At 60.8% G+C, this 17,140-nt stretch carries 14 protein-coding genes; 6 read left to right on the forward strand and 8 right to left on the reverse strand.

Going from position 1 to position 17,140, the window contains the following annotated elements; genetic code table 11:
- Position 1: 1 nt before the first annotated feature.
- Positions 2 to 748: a 3-oxoacyl-ACP reductase family protein gene (locus tag ACZ0AZ_RS17870; protein WP_129999210.1), complete on the reverse strand. Its 747-nt coding sequence runs from the start codon at positions 746 to 748 to the stop codon at positions 2 to 4.
- A gap of 125 nt (positions 749 to 873) precedes the next feature.
- On the opposite strand from ACZ0AZ_RS17870, the gene ACZ0AZ_RS17875 reads away from it, so the two are divergent.
- Positions 874 to 1,797: a LysR family transcriptional regulator gene (locus ACZ0AZ_RS17875; protein ID WP_463537818.1), complete on the forward strand. Its 924-nt coding sequence runs from the start codon at positions 874 to 876 to the stop codon at positions 1,795 to 1,797.
- Positions 1,798 to 1,904: 107 nt separating this feature from the next.
- Here the strand turns inward: ACZ0AZ_RS17875 and ACZ0AZ_RS17880 are convergent, their stop codons facing one another.
- The 3 genes from ACZ0AZ_RS17880 to ACZ0AZ_RS17890 all read right to left on the reverse strand — a co-directional run bounded on the left by ACZ0AZ_RS17880 (position 1,905) and on the right by ACZ0AZ_RS17890 (position 5,539).
- A complete protein-coding gene (locus ACZ0AZ_RS17880; protein ID WP_129999208.1) occupies positions 1,905 to 2,633 on the reverse strand; it encodes an aspartate/glutamate racemase family protein in 729 nt (242 codons plus the stop codon).
- A 54-nt stretch (positions 2,634 to 2,687) separates the two neighbouring features.
- The gene (locus ACZ0AZ_RS17885; protein WP_463537819.1) at positions 2,688 to 4,226 is read right to left on the reverse strand and encodes an NCS1 family nucleobase:cation symporter-1; all 1,539 of its coding nucleotides are present in this window, start codon (positions 4,224 to 4,226) and stop codon (positions 2,688 to 2,690) included.
- A 572-nt stretch (positions 4,227 to 4,798) separates the two neighbouring features.
- Complete coding sequence (locus ACZ0AZ_RS17890) at positions 4,799 to 5,539, reverse strand: phosphoadenylyl-sulfate reductase (RefSeq protein ID WP_463537820.1); 741 nt, start codon at positions 5,537 to 5,539, stop codon at positions 4,799 to 4,801.
- 164 nt (positions 5,540 to 5,703) lie between these two features.
- On the opposite strand from ACZ0AZ_RS17890, the gene thrH reads away from it, so the two are divergent.
- Complete coding sequence (gene thrH / locus ACZ0AZ_RS17895; protein ID WP_039762985.1) at positions 5,704 to 6,321, forward strand: bifunctional phosphoserine phosphatase/homoserine phosphotransferase ThrH; 618 nt, start codon at positions 5,704 to 5,706, stop codon at positions 6,319 to 6,321.
- 93 nt (positions 6,322 to 6,414) lie between these two features.
- Here the strand turns inward: thrH and pabB are convergent, their stop codons facing one another.
- From pabB to rloA, 4 genes are all read right to left on the reverse strand, one after another.
- The gene (pabB, locus tag ACZ0AZ_RS17900) at positions 6,415 to 7,758 is read right to left on the reverse strand and encodes an aminodeoxychorismate synthase component I (RefSeq protein ID WP_463537821.1); all 1,344 of its coding nucleotides are present in this window, start codon (positions 7,756 to 7,758) and stop codon (positions 6,415 to 6,417) included.
- 213 nt (positions 7,759 to 7,971) lie between these two features.
- Positions 7,972 to 8,958 carry an alpha-L-glutamate ligase-like protein gene (locus tag ACZ0AZ_RS17905; RefSeq protein ID WP_071171576.1) on the reverse strand — a complete coding sequence of 329 codons (987 nt, stop codon included), beginning with the start codon at positions 8,956 to 8,958 and terminating at the stop codon, positions 7,972 to 7,974.
- Positions 8,958 to 10,493, reverse strand: a complete 1,536-nt coding sequence (gene rloB / locus ACZ0AZ_RS17910) for an osmotic stress tolerance membrane protein RloB (protein WP_116659146.1) — start codon at positions 10,491 to 10,493, stop codon at positions 8,958 to 8,960. The genes ACZ0AZ_RS17905 and rloB overlap by 1 nt, the downstream gene beginning before the upstream one ends.
- A gap of 5 nt (positions 10,494 to 10,498) precedes the next feature.
- Positions 10,499 to 11,035, reverse strand: a complete 537-nt coding sequence (rloA, locus tag ACZ0AZ_RS17915; RefSeq protein WP_039762988.1) for a retropepsin-like aspartic peptidase RloA — start codon at positions 11,033 to 11,035, stop codon at positions 10,499 to 10,501.
- 414 nt (positions 11,036 to 11,449) lie between these two features.
- Between rloA and ACZ0AZ_RS17920 the strand changes: the two genes are divergently transcribed.
- The 4 genes from ACZ0AZ_RS17920 (at position 11,450) to acnD (ending at position 17,128) form a co-directional block, all read left to right on the forward strand.
- Positions 11,450 to 12,172, forward strand: a complete 723-nt coding sequence (locus ACZ0AZ_RS17920; protein ID WP_185757875.1) for a GntR family transcriptional regulator — start codon at positions 11,450 to 11,452, stop codon at positions 12,170 to 12,172.
- Positions 12,169 to 13,062 (forward strand): methylisocitrate lyase, encoded by an 894-nt coding sequence (gene prpB / locus ACZ0AZ_RS17925; protein ID WP_024012298.1) that lies wholly within the window; start codon positions 12,169 to 12,171, stop codon positions 13,060 to 13,062. The genes ACZ0AZ_RS17920 and prpB overlap by 4 nt, the downstream gene beginning before the upstream one ends.
- A gap of 137 nt (positions 13,063 to 13,199) precedes the next feature.
- Positions 13,200 to 14,327, forward strand: coding sequence for a bifunctional 2-methylcitrate synthase/citrate synthase (gene prpC, locus ACZ0AZ_RS17930; RefSeq protein WP_129999203.1), 1,128 nt, complete (start codon positions 13,200 to 13,202; stop codon positions 14,325 to 14,327).
- A gap of 206 nt (positions 14,328 to 14,533) precedes the next feature.
- On the forward strand, positions 14,534 to 17,128 hold the full coding sequence (gene acnD / locus ACZ0AZ_RS17935) for a Fe/S-dependent 2-methylisocitrate dehydratase AcnD (protein ID WP_463537822.1): 2,595 nt from the start codon (positions 14,534 to 14,536) through the stop codon (positions 17,126 to 17,128).
- The last annotated feature ends 12 nt before the right edge of the window (positions 17,129 to 17,140 follow it).

Here is a 17,140-nt window from a genome sequence, read left to right on the forward strand (position 1 = left end):
GTCAGGCGCCGAAGCCACCGTCGATGGTCAGGCTGGCACCGGTGATGTAACCGGCTTCCGGCCCTGCCAGGTAGGCGACGAAGCTGGCGATTTCATCGGCGGTGCCGTAACGACCGACGGCCATCAGCGGGATCAGGCTGTCGGCAAAGTCGCCGTGGGCCGGGTTCATGTCGGTGTCGACCGGGCCAGGTTGCACGTTGTTGATGGTGATGCCCCGAGGGCCGAGATCGCGGGCCAAGCCTTTGGTCAGGCCGACCAGTGCCGATTTGCTCATCGCGTACACGCCGCCACCGCCGAAGGGCATGCGATCGGCGTTGGTGCTGCCGATGTTGATGATCCGCGAGCCTTCGCCCATGTGTTTCGCCGCTTCCTGCGAAGCAATGAACACGCTACGCACGTTGATGGCCAAAGTCTGATCGAAGTCTTCCAGTTTGAAATCTTCCAGCGGCGCGATGGCCAATACGCCGGCGTTATTCACCAGAATGTCCAGCCGGCCAAACGCTTCGACGGTGGCGCTGACGGCGTGGCGAATCGCGCTGGCATCGGCGCTGTCAGCCTTGATCGCCAAGGCTTTGCCGCCGTTGCCGGTAATGCTGTTCTGCAATTCTTCGGCTTTCGCGGTGGAGCTGACGTAGGTGAAAGCGACGGCGGCGCCTTCAGCGGCCAGACGTTTGACGATGGCTGCGCCGATGCCGCGCGAACCGCCTTGAATCAGAGCGACTTTGCCGCTGAGGTGTTGAGTGGTCATGTTCGATCTCCAAGTGTTCAAGGCGGAATGCCTTGGTGTTGGTGCCGAGTATCGGCGTGGCATCGACAACCGGGTAGACCATGATTGCTATAGTCTGTGTAAACCAGAAGTTTATAGTGGCGATCATGGAAACGTTCAGCAGTATCGAATGCTTTGTGCGCAGCGCCGAGGTCGGCAGCTTTGCCGAGGCCGCACGACGCTTGAGCCTGACCCCGGCGGCAGTGGGTAAAAGCGTGGCGAAACTGGAGGCGCGGCTCGGCGTGCGGCTGTTCCAGCGTAGTACACGCAGCCTGACCCTGACCGAAGCGGGGCAGCTGTTTTTAAGTGAAGTCAGCGCCAGCCTGACCACCATCCAGAATGCCGTGGCCAATCTGGCCAGCGCCGGAGGGCAACCGGCCGGTACGCTGAAAGTCAGCATGGGCACGGTATTCGGCCGTCTGTATATCGTGCCGCTGCTCGGTGAGTTCCTGCGGCGCTATCCGGCGATCAACCCGGACTGGCATTTCGATAACCGCCAGGTCGATCTGATCGGGCAGGGCTTTGATGCGGCAATTGGCGGCGGCTTTGAACTGCCCCAAGGCGTGGTTGCGCGCAGGCTCACGCCGGCGCATCGGGTACTTGTGGCATCGGAGGATTATCTGCACAACCATGCGCCGATCAGTCATCCCGATGACCTCAAGCAACATGATGGCATCCTGATCCGCTCACCGCAGACCGGGCGTGTGCGTTCGTGGCAACTTACCCATCGGGATCATCAACACAGTCCGCTGACGTTGCGGGCGCGGATGACCATGAGTGATTCCGAGGCTGCCTGTGCAACGGCGATGCAAGGTCTGGGGATCGCGCTGGTGAGCATGCCGTTTGCGGTTGCGTATCTTCAGGCCGGGACGTTACAGCGGGTGCTGCCGGACTGGTTTGTCGATGACGGCAACATCTCGATCTATTACGCCGAGCACAAATTGTTGCCGGGCAAGACCCGGGCGTTTGTGGATTTTGTAATTGAGCAGTTTGCTGAGCAGGGGTTGGTGCGGCGGTTCAGTGCTATTTGAATAGGGCTTGGGAGCGAGCCGTTTTCATTCGCGAGCAGGCTCGCTCCCACAGGAGAACGCATTCCAAATGTAGGAGTGAGCCTGCTCGCGATAAACGGTAACGCGGTCTATCGAGCAAAGCGCTGCGGCCAGCCAACAATATTCTTCGGCCGTGGCGTGGCATACGTGCGCACCTTGGAGGTCGACAACTTCAAGCGCACCAGCGATTCGGCAATCGTCACCGCCGCTGTCACGCCATCCACCACCGGCACGCCGGTGCGGCGGCGAATCTGTTCATCCAGCCCGGCCATGCCGCCGCAGCCCAGGCAAATCACCTCGGCCTTGTCCTGAGTCACCGCCAGTTCGGCCTGTTGCACGATCGCTTCCAGCGCACGCTGCGGTTCATGTTCCAGCTCCAGAACCGCCAGCCCGCTGGCGCGCACCGAGGCACAGCGATCCCACAGGCCGGACAATTTCAGCCGATCCTCGATCAGCGGCACGGTGCGATCCAGCGTGGTCACCACCGAGTAGGCATGGCCGAGGAACATCGCGGTGCTGGCCGCCGCGTCAGTGATATCCACTACCGGCACGTTGAGCAATTCCTGCAAGCCTTCGCGGCCATGTTCGCCGTAGCCGGCCTGGATCACCGCATCGAACGGTTGATCGTAGGCCATCACCCGGTCCATCACGGCGATGGCGGCGAGGTAGCTTTCGAAATTGCCTTCAATCGATTCGGCGCCGAAGTACGGGGTCAGGCCGACGATTTCGGTACCGGGTGAAGCGACGGCCTGCGCCGAGCGGGCGATGGCGTCGGTGATGGATTCGGTGGTGTTGACGTTGACCACGAGAATACGCATGGAAAATCCTTATTGCGGGCAGTGGTGCGGCCCGAAAACCGGGCCGCGAAGGGATCAGTGGCTGACGTTATCCACAGCGATGCACTCGCCGCTGACGTCGGCGTAATGCGTCTGGCGTTTGGCGACGATCAGGTAAAGCATGCCGGCGATACCGGCACCGATCAGCCAGGAGAACGGCGAAACGCTGTGGAAACCGGGCACCAGCGCCAGGACGATGGCGATCAGCGCTGCAGGAATAAACGCCGCCACCGCGCGGAAATTGATGCCTCCGCTGTAGTAATAAGCGCCGTTGGGGTCTTCGCTGTAGAGTTGCGGCACATTGATCCGGCCTTTGCGGATCAGCCAGTAGTCGACCATGATCACCCCGTACAGCGGGCCGAGCAGGGCGCCGAGGCCCGACAGGAAATACACGATCACCAGCGGGCTGTTGTAGAGGTTCCACGGCAGGATCAGCACGGCGATGGTCGCGCTGATCAGCCCGGCGCGGCGGAAGGTCAGGTACTTCGGCGCCAGGTTGCTGAGGACGAACGCCGGGGCGACGAAGTTGGCCATGATGTTCACTGCGACGGTGACGATCAGAAAAGCCAGGCAGCCGAGCACCAGAAAGAATGTGTTGGGGATCGAGGCGATGATCTCGGTCGGGCTTTCGATGATCCGCCCGTTGATCTGGAACTGCGCGCCGCACAGCAGCACAGTAATCGCTGCGAACACCAGAATGTTCACCGGCAAGCCCCAGAAATTTCCTACCTTGATGGTTTTGCGGCACGGCGAAGAACGGGCGAAGTCGCAGAAGTTGAGGATCAGCGTGCCGTAGATCGCCAGCCACAACGCGCCGCCGGCGAAGATGTTGCGCCACATTTCGCCACCGGTCAGCGGCTCGCGGATCGACCAGGCAATGGTCGCGTTGGCCTGGAAGTACATCCACCCGGCGAGCGCGGCTACGGTGAGCAGAATCACCGGCCCGGCAAACGCCTCGTAGCGGCGTACCATTTCCATGCCGTAGGCAAGAATCGCCAGTTGCACCAGCCAGATCGCCACGAAGCACCCCCAGCCCAGGCTCGACAAGCCGAGTATAGAGTTGTGATCGTATTCGGCGAAGCCCGGATGCACAGCAGTCAGCAAGACGCGGAATACCACCGAGGCGAGGTACGTCTGAATACCGAACCAGGCGATGGCGATAACCGCCCTGATCAGTGCAGGAATTTGCGCACCGTGGATGCCGAAGCTGATCCGGCTGATCACAGGAAACGGTACACCGGTTTTCTGCCCCATGTACCCGGACAGGTTCATGAAGAAATACACCAGCGCCGCGCCGATCCCCAGCGACAACAGAATCTGCCAGCCGCCCAGACCCAGCGCATACAGGCCGATAGCGAACGAGTAGTTGGCGATGTTGTGCACATCGTTCGTCCACAGGGCGAAGATGCTGTACTGGCCCCAGCGCCGGCCTTCGGCTTTGGTCGGCGCCAGATCGCTGTTGTGCAGACGCGGGCTCAGTTGCAGCGGCTCGCTCAGCCCGTCATCGGGCAACGGTTGATCGAGCGTGGAGGAGGGCAGATTCAGCGCGATGTTATTCGAAAGACTTGTACGCATTCCGGCAGGCTCCTGATGTTCCCCCCGCGATGACTGTGCATGAGCGCTCAGGCTCGACAAATCTTCGGCGCGGCGGAAAGACATCACTGGTTACGGGGCATCTGCAGCCTGTACGGGATAGGGCGCTTCAGGCTTGCGGATCGAAAGTGTGTATGTTTCGCAGTTTTGTATACAAAACATGTATGCGATAAAGCCAGATTTGTGCCAGTTGCCAATCTATAAGCGGCAGGGCTCATTTCGAATAGTTATCAATGCGGCATAAGTGGCTGAAAAACAGGCGATATAAATTGATCGATTGGACAGGAATTTTTTTCAGGGGAGGGAATTTGCAGAGGGGCAAGCGGATGGGGATTCTGCTGGGGAGTGTAACTTTTCAGGGCGTCAGAACTGAAAGTGCACACATAAATGGCACCGATGGTGACAACCTTGTGTACACCTTTTATGTGCCTGGCACATATCAATGTGGGAGCGAGCCTGCTCGCGAATGCGGTGGATCAGGCAACTGAAACGTTGACTGGAACCGCGCTTTCGAGAGCAGGCTCGCTCTCACAGATCTTTCTATAAATGGGGGATCAAACCTTGCTCTTGCTGATGATATTCCCCGCATGCAGCCCGCATTCTTTCTGCGTGGCTTCTTCCCACCACCAGCGGCCTTCGCGTTCGTGCTGGTTCGGCAGTACCGGGCGAGTGCAGGGTTCGCAGCCGATGCTGATGAAACCGCGCTCGTGCAGGCTGTTGTAGGGCAGTTCGAGCATGCGGATGTAACCCCAGATCTCCTCGCTGGTCATCTGCGCCAGTGGGTTGAACTTGTACAGGGTGCGTTCCGGCGTCGAGAAGGCCGTGTCGATTTCCAGCACTGCCACAGCGCTGCGGGTGCCCGGGCTCTGGTCGCGGCGCTGGCCGGTGGCCCAGGCTTTGACCTCGGACAACTTGCGCCGCAGCGGTTCGATCTTGCGGATGCCGCAGCATTCGCCGTGGCCATCTCTATAGAAACTGAACAGGCCTTTTTCCTTCACGAACGGTTCGAGTTTCGTGTAGTCCGGCGAGACGATTTCAATATCGATCTTGTAGTGATCGCGCACTTGCTCGATGAAGCGATAGGTCTCCGGATGCAGGCGGCCGGTGTCGAGGCTGAACACTTTGACGTTCTTGTTCAGCTTCCACGCCGTGTCCACCAGCACCACGTCCTCGGCGCCGCTGAAAGATATCCACAAGTCATCGCCGAACTCGGCGAACGCGAGTTTGAGGATGTCCTGGGCGGATTTGTTGGCATAGGTCGTGGCGAGTTCCACGACGTCGAACGTTGGGCTCATCAGGGCGGCTTCCTACAGGTCAATGGCGCTCGGGCGCTCTATAGGGGGCCGATGGTAACAAAAAGCTGCCGGGGCCGGGGCGTCCTCTGCGTTGCGCGCGTCTGGTGCAGACGCTAGAGTTCGGCCTCGCTCGACTCAATAATCACTACAAACGGGAGTGTCTTGTGGAAATTGCTTGCCTGGATCTTGAAGGGGTACTGGTACCGGAAATCTGGATCGCCTTCGCCGAAAAAACCGGAATCGACGCCCTCAAGGCTACCACCCGGGACATTCCCGACTACGACGTATTGATGAAGCAGCGTCTGCGCATCCTCGATGAGCACGGTCTCAAGCTCTCGGACATTCAGGAAGTCATCGCCACGCTGAAACCGCTGGACGGCGCGGCGGAGTTCGTCGACTGGCTGCGCGAGCGTTTCCAGGTGGTGATTCTCTCGGACACTTTTTATGAATTCTCGCAGCCGCTGATGCGCCAACTGGGTTTCCCGACCTTGCTCTGCCATCGCTTGATCACTGACGAAAGCGGTCGGGTGACGGGCTATCAACTGCGTCAGAAAGATCCCAAGCGCCAGTCGGTGCTGGCGTTCAAGAGCCTGTACTACCGGGTGATCGCGGCGGGTGATTCGTACAACGACACGACCATGCTCGGCGAGGCGGATGCGGGGATTCTGTTTCATGCGCCGGACAACGTGATTCGCGAGTTTCCGCAGTTCCCGGCGGTGCATTCGTTTGAAGAGCTGAAGCAGGAGTTCCTCAAAGCCTCTAATAGAGAGTTGAGTTTGTAGTCGTCTGGAAGGACGTCTTCGCGAGCAGGCTCGCTCCCACATTGGAATGCATTTCCCTGTGGGAGCGAGCCTGCTCGCGAAGCTTCTAAGCTTTCAGAGGTTCTGCAGGGTATCGAGCAGGATCCGCACTTTGGTCATCGACTCCTGATACTCCGCCTGCCAGTCCGAATCGGCGACAATCCCGCCGCCGCCCCAGCAGCACACCTGGCCATCCTTGACCAACAGACTGCGAATGGCGATGGAGCTGTCCATCTCGCCGCGCACGTCCAGGTACAGCAACGATCCGCAATACAAACCGCGCCGGGTCGGCTCCAGTTCGTCGATGATCTGCATCGCCCGAATCTTCGGTGCGCCGGTGATCGAGCCGCCGGGGAAGCTGCCGGCGATCAGGTCCAGCGCATCACGATCCGCCGCCAGTTCACCGGTCACGCTGCTGACCAGGTGATGCACATTCGGATAACTCTCCAGACTGAACAACTCCGGCACCCGCACCGAGCCGATGCGGCAGGTGCGCCCGAGGTCGTTGCGCAGCAGGTCGACGATCATCAGGTTTTCCGCGCGGTCCTTGGGGCTGGCCAAGAGTTCGGCGGCGTTGGCCGCGTCTTCGACTGGGGTGACGCCACGGGGGCGGGTGCCTTTGATCGGGCGGGTTTCGACCTGACGCTGGCTGACTCTGACGAAGCGTTCCGGTGACAGGCTCAGCACTGCGCCGCCATCGGGCAGGCTCTGGAAGCCGGAAAACGGCGTCGGGCAGGCTTGGCGCAATGCGCAATAAGCCAGCCACGGATCGCCCTGGCATTCAGCACGAAAGCGTTGCGCGAAGTTGACCTGATAGCAGTCGCCGGCCTGGATGTAATCCTGAATACGCTCGAACGCCTGACGGTAATCCTCGGCCGAGAGATCAGCGGCCATCGGGGCGTTCAGTTTGAAGGGGGCCAGCGCGTCAACTTGAGGCTGAGTGAACAGCGCGACCAATCGCTGCCGTTCACTGTCAGCCAGCGATGGATGAAAGACCAGTTGGCTGGTTTGCCCGTGGTGATCACTGATCAGCGCCCAGTTGTACAGGCCGAAACGCGCATCGGGCAGTTGCAGGTCATCCAGCGCCTGACTCGGCAGGTTTTCCAGATGCCGGCCGAAGTCGTAGCTCAAATAACCGATCAATCCGCCGGCGAACGGCAATTCGTACCCGGCAGGCACCTGCGCGTCGCCCAGGCGGCGAAGGTTGTCACGCAGGCGCTGCAGAAAGTGCGCACCGCTTTCGTCCGGCAACACCGCCAGTTGTTCCAGCGGCCAGGCGCTGAGCACGTCATAACGGCCGCGCTCGGCGCTCGGCCGGCCGCTGTCGAGCAGCACGGCGCCGGGGGCATTGCGGATGGCCGCGAAATAGTCGGCGGGATTGGCACGGTAGGGCAGTGGGTGTACGGAACAGGTCAGCATGGGCGGGGCAGATCGGCCGTAGAGGCGGGGTGGGGATTGTAGTCCTCTGCGGGAATTGCTCCTAGAGGGGATGTCGGCGATTGGCAGATGGGCGGCACGCTTGCGGCTCGTGGTGGCAGGAAGTCCGCCTTCGCGAGCAGGCTCGCTCCCACAGGGGATTGCATTCCAATGTGGGAGCGAGCCTGCTCGCGAAAGCCGCGACTCGATTCTGGATCAGCCCTCGACCGCAGGAATATGCCCAAACATCTCCTGGGTAAACGCCACCCGCTCTTCTACCGATTCCTTAACGCCCCGCGCTTTCAGCTCTTCCAGTCGCGCTTCAACCGCGTGGGTACGCAACGTCAGCCCGCAATCGTTGGCGATCTGGATGTTCAGCCCCGGCCGCGCATTCAGCTCAAGAATCAGCGGGCCTTTCTCCTGATCGAGCACCATGTCCACACCGATGTAACCCAGCCCGCACAGCTCATAGCAGCCGGCGGCGAGTTTCATGAAACCGTCCCAGTAGGGCAGTTGCACGCCATCCACCGCGTTGGTGGTGTCGGGGTGTTTGGTGATGATGTTGTTCAGCCAAGTCCCGCGCAGAGTCAAACCGGTGGCCAGATCGACGCCAACGCCAATGGCGCCCTGGTGCAGGTTGGCCTTGCCACCGGACTGGCGCGTCGGCAAGCGCAACATCGCCATTACCGGGTAACCCATCAGCACGATGATGCGGATGTCCGGCACGCCTTCGTAGCTGATGCTCTTGAAGATCTGGTCCGGGGTCACGCGGTATTCGATCAGCGCGCGGTCGCGGTGGCCACCCAGCGAGTACAGGCCGGTGAGGATGCTCGAGATGTGATGCTCGAGCTCTTCATGGGCGAGAATCTTGCCCGACACCGTGCGATAGCGGCCTTCGAAGCGGTCGGCGATGACGATGATGCCGTCGCCGCCCGCGCCCTGCGCCGGTTTGATCACGAAGTCGTTGCGCCCGCCGATGATCTCGTCGAGCTTGTCGATTTCCTTCTCGGTGGAGATCACCCCGTACAGCTCCGGCACGTGGATGCCGGCGGCGATGGCGCGTTCCTTGGTGAGGATCTTGTCATCGACAATGGGGTACAGGCTGCGCTTGTTGTACTTGAGCACGTAGTCCGCGTTTCGGCGGTTGATGCCCATGATGCCGCGCGCCTCGAGGGCCTTCCAGGTCTTCCAGAAACCGAACATCAGGCGTCAGCCTTCTTCAGGAAGGCCTTGAAACGTACCAGCTCGGTCAGGCGGTAGCCGCGATAGCGACCCATCGCCAGCATGAAGCCGACCAGAATCAGCAGGATCGCCGGGAAGGTGAAGACAAAGTACACCAGCTCCGGCACGGTCATGATCAGGTGCGCCAGGGAGGCGGCGAACAGCGTACCGATGGCGACTTTCAGCGCATGGTTGGCGCCGCGTTCTTCCCAGGTGATCGACAGGCGTTCGATGGTCATGGTCAGAATCACCATCGGGAACAGCGCCACCGACAAGCCACGCTCAAGGCCAAGCTTGTGGCTGAACAGGCTGATCGCCGCGATCAACACCACGACAAAGGTCAGTACCACCGACAGGCGTGGCAGCATCTGCAGTTTCAGATGTTCGAGGTACGAGCGCAGTGACAGGCCCAGCGCGGTGATCACCGTGAACAGCAGAATGCCGAAGCCCAGCTGCGTTTCGCGGAAGGCGAGGGCGATCAGCACCGGGGTGAACGTGCCAAGCGTCTGCAGGCCGATCAGGTTGCGCAGGATCAGGATTACCAGCACGCCGATCGGGATCATCACCATGATCATGAAGGTCTGCTGGGTCTGCAGCGGCAGGCCGTACAGCGAGTAATCGAGGAAGTTGGCGTCGGTGTTTTCGTCGGTCAGCTTGGCCAGACGAATCGCGTTCATCTCGCTGTTGTTCAGGCTGAAAGTCACGTTGGCTTTCTTGCCGCCGTCGACGGTGATCAGGTTTTCGTCACCGGTCCACCACAGCAGGCGGTCGGTTGGCAGGCCTTGTTCACCGGTTTCCGGGTTGAAGTACAGCCAGTCGTTGCCGTTGAAGCTGCGCAGCCACAGTTCGGGAGTCTGGGGCTGATCGGCGACGAGGCGGATGGTGTGGACTTTTTCTACCGGAACGTGGGCAATCGACAGCAGCAGTTCGACGATCTTGGCTTTGTGCGAAGTCGACGGATCGCCGGCCAGCAGCAGCTTGACGTTGTCGTCGTTGACATTGTTGACGCGCTTGATCGCCTCGCCAATAAAGGTTTCGACGTCGGCCGAATGTTGGCGGATCGGTGCGAGCAGGGCTTCGGCGGCGATCTTTTCAGGGCCTTCGATGACCATGCTGTCACGGAAGGTCGGGCCTTTGACCTTGGATTTTTCCGCGGTATAGCGCTTGGTCAGCACCAGGCGGTAATACAACGTCTGGTTGCCCTTGGCGCGGCGGGCCGACCAGGTCACCTTGCGGTTGCCGTCGACGCGGTTGACCGCGACGCCGTAATTATTGGAGATGAAGCTTTCGTTGAGGCTGACGTAATCGCGGCTCAATGGCGGCACGAACATCTGGATCTTCACCGGATCCTTGGTGCTGGCGACGAACTCGACCTTGGCGTCGATGTTCCACAGGTCGTCGGTGGCGTCTTCGGTCACCGGGATGCCGAGCACGAAAATCTGATAGGCCGTAACCGAAACGCCCAGCAGCACCAGCACGGCGATCAGGATTTTCAGGTGAAAGGTAAGAGAACGCATGGAAATTACTCGGCGGTATGAGCGGCGATGGTGCAGGCAGGTTTGCCGGCAGCGTATTTAAGACTGGGGTCGACCAGCGCGTCGAAGCGTTTCAGCGCCTCGGAGCCGATCAAGAGCGGGTATTGGAACGCACTTCGGTCGGTGAGGTTCACTTCGATGCTGCGCAATGCCGAACCCATGCAGATATCCAGCTCGATCACCGGGCGTGCGGTGTACTGCTTGCCTTCTTCCGGATCGTAGTCGCCGGCGCGGCGCTTGATCTTGCTGACCCGCGCCAGCGGCCGTTCGATGGGGTGCGAATGCGCGGCGTCGATCGCCAGGTAGAAACGTACCCAGGATTCACCGTTGCGTTTGAAGCGTTTGATGTCGCGAGCGCTCAGCGAGGCGGTTTTCGCGCCGGTGTCGAGCTTGGCCGCGACTTCGAGATTGATACCGTCAAGCGAAGCGTATTCGTTGAGGCCGTACACGGTTTTTTCCCCCGCGGCGGCGAGGCCGGGCAGGCAAAACAGAGCAAAAAAGGTGGGGAAAGGCTTGAGTCTCATAAATCCTGGTGCGCAGCGTTCCGTTATCGGTTCAGGTGCCCCGCACAACCGTGCGCAAACCCCCGCGTGTGCCTATCAGCTTTTTATGGCAAGCCGTACAAAGACCCGCAAATGCGGGCGGCATTCTAGCACGGTGGTTTTATGGCGCCAGCGCTTGCGCCGCTCCATGGGCGTTGAGCAATTATCCCTGTGGGAGCCCCTGTGGGAGCGAGCTTGCTCGCGAAGGCGGCGTGCCATTCGAAGCAACGTTGACTGACATTCCGCTTTCGCGAGCAAGCTCGCTCCCACACTGGCTGAGTGCTCAGTTGATTGCGGTTATTAGACGATTGTCGACAATACCTATTTATCCTTTGACTGGTGCGGCCTTATTAGCTAGTTTTTGCCGCATTGGATTTGAAGGTGTCGACAATCATGCTGGATCAGCTCGATCCCCCGGTCATCAGTGGCGACGATTCCGAGACGCTGTCGGAAAACGTCTTCCGGCGCATCCAGGCCGCTATCGTCAAAGGCGAGATCGCCCCGGGCAGCAAGATCTCCGAGCCGGAACTGGCGCGCACCTATGGCATCAGTCGCGGGCCGTTGCGCGAGGCGATCCATCGTCTGGAAGGCCAGCGCCTGCTGGTGCGCGTGCCGCATGTTGGGGCGCGGGTGGTTTCGCTTAGCCATGCCGAATTGATCGAGCTCTATGAAATCCGCGAATCCCTCGAAGGCATGGCCTGCCGCCTCGCCGCCGAGCGCATGAGCGTCGAGGAGATCGACGAACTGCGCCGGGTCCTGGAAACCCACGAGCGCGATGCTGCGTTTCAGGCCGGTGTCGGTTATTACCAGCAGGAAGGCGATTTCGACTTTCATTACCGGATCATCCAGGGCAGCGGCAATCGCACGCTGACGCAGATGCTCTGCGGCGAGCTGTATCAACTGGTGCGCATGTACCGCATCCAGTTTTCCACCACGCCGAACCGCCCGCACCAGGCCTTCGCCGAACACCACCGCATTCTCGATGCGATCGCCGACCGCGACGGCGAGCTCGCGGAATTGTTGATGCGCCGCCACATCGGCGCCTCGAAACGCAACATCGCCCGTCACTACGAGGACGGCGCCCACAACCAGACAGCCACTGAACGAGGTGATGCATGACTTCCAACCTGAACACGCCGGGCCAGCGCTTCCGCGATGCGGTCGCCAGCGAGCATCCTTTGCAAGTGGTCGGCGCGATCAACGCCAACCACGCGCTGCTGGCCAAGCGCGCCGGTTTCAAGGCGATCTACCTGTCCGGCGGCGGCGTAGCCGCAGGCTCGCTCGGCGTGCCGGACCTGGGCATCACCGGGCTGGATGACGTGCTCACCGACGTGCGGCGGATTACCGATGTCTGCGACCTGCCGCTGCTGGTGGATGTCGACACCGGTTTCGGCTCGTCGGCCTTCAACGTCGCGCGCACGGTCAAGTCGATGATCAAGTTCGGCGCGGCGGCGATTCACATCGAGGATCAGGTCGGCGCCAAGCGCTGCGGCCATCGCCCCAATAAAGAAATCGTCAGCCAGCAGGAAATGGTCGATCGCATCAAAGCCGCCGTCGATGCGCGCACTGACGACAGCTTTGTGATCATGGCGCGTACCGATGCGCTGGCAGTGGAAGGGCTGGAATCGGCACTCGATCGCGCAGCGGCGTGCATCGAAGCCGGCGCTGACATGATCTTCCCGGAAGCGATTACCGAACTGGACATGTACAAGCTGTTCGCCAATCGTGTGAAAGCACCGATCCTGGCCAACATCACCGAATTCGGCGCAACGCCGCTGTACACCACCGAACAATTGGCCGGCGCCGACGTCTCGCTGGTCCTGTACCCGCTGTCGGCGTTCCGCGCGATGAACAAGGCGGCGGAAAACGTCTACACCGCGATCCGCCGCGATGGCACGCAACAGAATGTCATCGACACCATGCAGACTCGCATGGAGCTCTACGATCGTATCGATTACCACACGTTCGAGCAGAAGCTCGATGCGTTGTTTGCACAGAAAAAAGGCTGAACAAAACCCTGTGGGAGCGAGCCGGCTCGCGAAGACGGACTGACATCCAAGATTGATGTCGACTGATCCAGCGCTTTCGCGAGCAGGCTCGCTCCCACAAGTTTCCCCATACAAATTCAAGAAGATTGGAGAACACAATGGCCGAAGCAAAAGTACTCAGTGGCGCCGGGCTCCGGGGTCAGGTAGCCGGGCAAACCGCATTGTCCACCGTTGGCCAGGCCGGTGCCGGGCTGACCTATCGCGGCTACGACGTGCGTGAACTGGCCGCCGACGCGCAATTTGAAGAAGTCGCCTATCTGCTGCTGTACGGCGAACTGCCGACCAAAGCGCAATTGGCCGACTATCAGACCAAACTGAGCAAGCTGCGCGACCTGCCGCAAGCTTTGAAGGAAGTACTCGAACGCATTCCCGCCGACGCACATCCGATGGACGTCATGCGCACCGGTTGCTCGTTCCTCGGCAACATCGAACCGGAGAACGATTTCTCCGAACAGCGCGACAAGACCGACCGTCTGCTCGCCGCGTTCCCGGCGATCATGTGCTACTGGTATCGCTTCAGCCATGACGGCAAACGCATCGATTGCGTCAGCGACGAGCCGACCATCGGTGGCCACTTCCTGCACTTGCTGCACGGCAAGAAACCGAGCGAATTGCACGTCAAAGTCATGAACGTGTCGCTGATCCTCTACGCCGAACATGAATTCAACGCCTCGACCTTTACCGCGCGTGTTTGCGCTTCGACCTTGTCGGATCTGTATTCGTGCGTGACCGCGGCCATCGGTTCGCTGCGCGGTCCGTTGCATGGCGGCGCCAACGAAGCGGCGATGGAAATGATCGAGCGCTTCGCCTCGCCCCAAGAGGCGATCAAAGGCACCCTCGGCATGCTCGAGCGCAAGGACAAGATCATGGGCTTCGGCCACGCGATCTATAAGGACAGCGACCCGCGCAACGAGGTGATCAAGGGCTGGTCGAAAAAACTTGCGGACGAGGTTGGTGACAAGGTGTTGTTCCCGGTTTCCGAGGCCATCGACAAGACCATGTGGGAGCAGAAGAAACTGTTCCCGAATGCCGACTTCTACCATGCCTCGGCGTACCACTTCATGGGCATCCCGACCAAGCTGTTCACGCCGATCTTCGTCTGCTCGCGCCTGACCGGCTGGGCCGCGCACGTGTTCGAACAACGCGCCAACAACCGCATCATCCGTCCAAGCGCCGAATACACCGGCGTCGAACAGCGCAAGTTCGTGCCAATCGAACGTCGCTAGTGGGTGAGTGTGAAACACGGGTAGCTGGATAAACCGGTAACCAATGTGGGAGCGGGCTTGCTCGCGAATGCGGTGTATCAGTCGACAAATCGGTTGAATGACACCCCGCATTCGCGAGCAAGCCCCCTCCCACAGTTGACCGAGTCCACTTCAGTGCCGGTGTAACGCCCATCACTTGTAATCACCGTGACCCGAGTCCTGACCCGATGAACACAGAATTCCGCAAGAACCTGCCCGGCACGCCGCTGGATTACTTCGACACCCGCGCGGCGGTCGAGGCGATTGCGCCTGGCAGCTACGACACCCTGCCGTACACCTCCCGCGTGCTGGCGGAAAACCTCGTGCGTCGCTGTGACCCGGCCACGCTCACCGATTCGCTCAAGCAACTGATCGAGCGCAAGCGCGATCTTGATTTCCCGTGGTTCCCGGCGCGGGTGGTCTGCCATGACATCCTCGGCCAGACCGCGCTGGTCGACCTCGCTGGCCTGCGCGATGCCATCGCTTTGCAGGGCGGCGACCCGGCGCAGGTCAACCCGGTGGTGCCGACGCAATTGATCGTCGACCACTCGCTGGCCGTCGAGGCGGGCGGTTTCGATGCCCAGGCCTTCGAGAAGAACCGCGCCATCGAAGACCGCCGCAACGAAGACCGTTTCCACTTCATCAACTGGACCAAAAAGGCCTTCAAGAACGTCGACGTGATCCCGCCGGGCAACGGCATCATGCACCAGATCAACCTGGAGAAAATGTCGCCGGTGATTCAGGTGCGCGAAGGCGTGGCGTTCCCGGACACTTGCGTCGGCACCGACAGCCACACGCCGCACGTTGATGCGCTGGGCGTGATCGCCATCGGCGTTGGCGGCCTCGAAGCCGAGAGCGTGATGCTCGGCCGTGCGTCGTGGATGCGTTTGCCGGAAAGCGTTGGCGTCGAACTGACCGGCAAGCTGCAACCGGGCATCACCGCCACCGACATGGTCCTGGCCCTGACCGAATACCTGCGCAAACAGAAAGTCGTCGGTGCCTGGTTGGAGTTCTTCGGCGAAGGTGCAGCAGCGCTGACCCTCGGCGACCGCGCGACCATCTCCAACATGGCCCCGGAATACGGCGCCACGGCGGCGATGTTCTACATCGACCAGCAGACCATCGATTACCTGAAACTGACCGGTCGTGAAGACCAGCAGGTTCAACTGGTCGAGCAGTACGCCAAGCTCACCGGCCTGTGGGCTGACAGCCTGATAGGCGCGCAATACGAGCGCGGGCTGACCTTCGATTTGTCTTCGGTGGTGCGCAACATGGCCGGGCCGAGCAACCCGCACGCCCGCGTCGCGGTGTCCGATCTGGCGGCCAAAGGCATCTCCGGCCAATGGGATGACGTGCCGGGGCAAATGCCCGATGGCGCAGTGATCATCGCCGCTATCACCAGTTGCACCAACACCAGCAACCCACGCAACGTCATCGCCGCTGGCCTGTTGGCGCGCAATGCCAACCAGCTCGGCCTGACGCGCAAGCCGTGGGTCAAATCCTCGCTGGCGCCGGGTTCGAAAACCGTGGCGCTGTACCTCGACGAAGCGGGGCTGACCACTGAGCTGGAACAGCTCGGTTTCGGCGTTGTGGCATTTGCCTGCACCACTTGCAACGGCATGTCCGGCGCCCTCGATCCGGTGATCCAGCAAGAGATCATCGACCGCGATCTGTACGCGACCGCTGTGCTTTCCGGCAACCGCAACTTTGACGGCCGCATTCACCCGTACGCCAAACAGGCATTCCTCGCCTCGCCGCCGCTGGTGGTTGCCTACGCGATCGCCGGGACCATCCGTTTCGACATCGAAAAGGATGTGCTGGGCGTGGTCGATGGTCGGGAAATCCGCCTGAAAGACATCTGGCCGAGCGACGAAGAAATCGATGCGGTGGTGAAGTCGTCGGTCAAGCCTGAGCAGTTCCGTCAGGTCTACATTCCGATGTTCGCCGTGCATGAAGACACCGGGCCGAAAGTCGCGCCGCTGTACGACTGGCGCGAGATGAGCACCTACATCCGCCGTCCGCCGTACTGGGAAGGTGCTCTCGCCGGCGCCCGTCCATTGAAGGGTATGCGCCCGTTGGCGGTGCTGCCGGACAACATCACTACCGATCACCTGTCGCCATCGAACGCGATCATGCTCGACAGCGCCGCCGGCGAATACCTGGCGAAAATGGGCCTGCCGGAAGAGGACTTCAACTCCTACGCCACCCACCGTGGCGATCACCTGACCGCCCAGCGCGCAACGTTCGCCAATCCGAAGCTGTTCAACGAAATGGTCGTGGAAAACGGCAAGGTCAAGCAGGGTTCGCTGGCGCGCGTCGAGCCGGAAGGCCAGGTCATGCGCATGTGGGAAGCGATCGAAACCTACATGCAGCGCAAGCAGCCGCTGATCATCATTGCCGGCGCCGATTACGGTCAGGGTTCCTCCCGTGACTGGGCGGCGAAAGGCGTACGCCTGGCCGGTGTCGAGGCGATTGCCGCTGAAGGGTTCGAGCGTATTCACCGCACCAACCTGGTGGGCATGGGCGTGTTGCCGCTGGAATTCAAACCCGGCACCAATCGCCACACCCTGGCCATCGATGGTAGCGAAACCTACGACGTGATCGGCGAGCGCAAGCCGCGCGCGGATCTGACGCTGGTGATCAACCGCAAGAATGGCGAGCGCGTCGAAGTGCCGGTGACCTGCCGCCTCGATACCGCTGAAGAAGTGTCGATCTACGAGGCCGGCGGCGTGTTGCAGCGCTTCGCACAGGACTTCCTCGAAGAGTCGGCGGTTGCCGTTTAAATCAACTGATGT

Source organism: Pseudomonas sp. AC239, assembly GCF_979258545.1.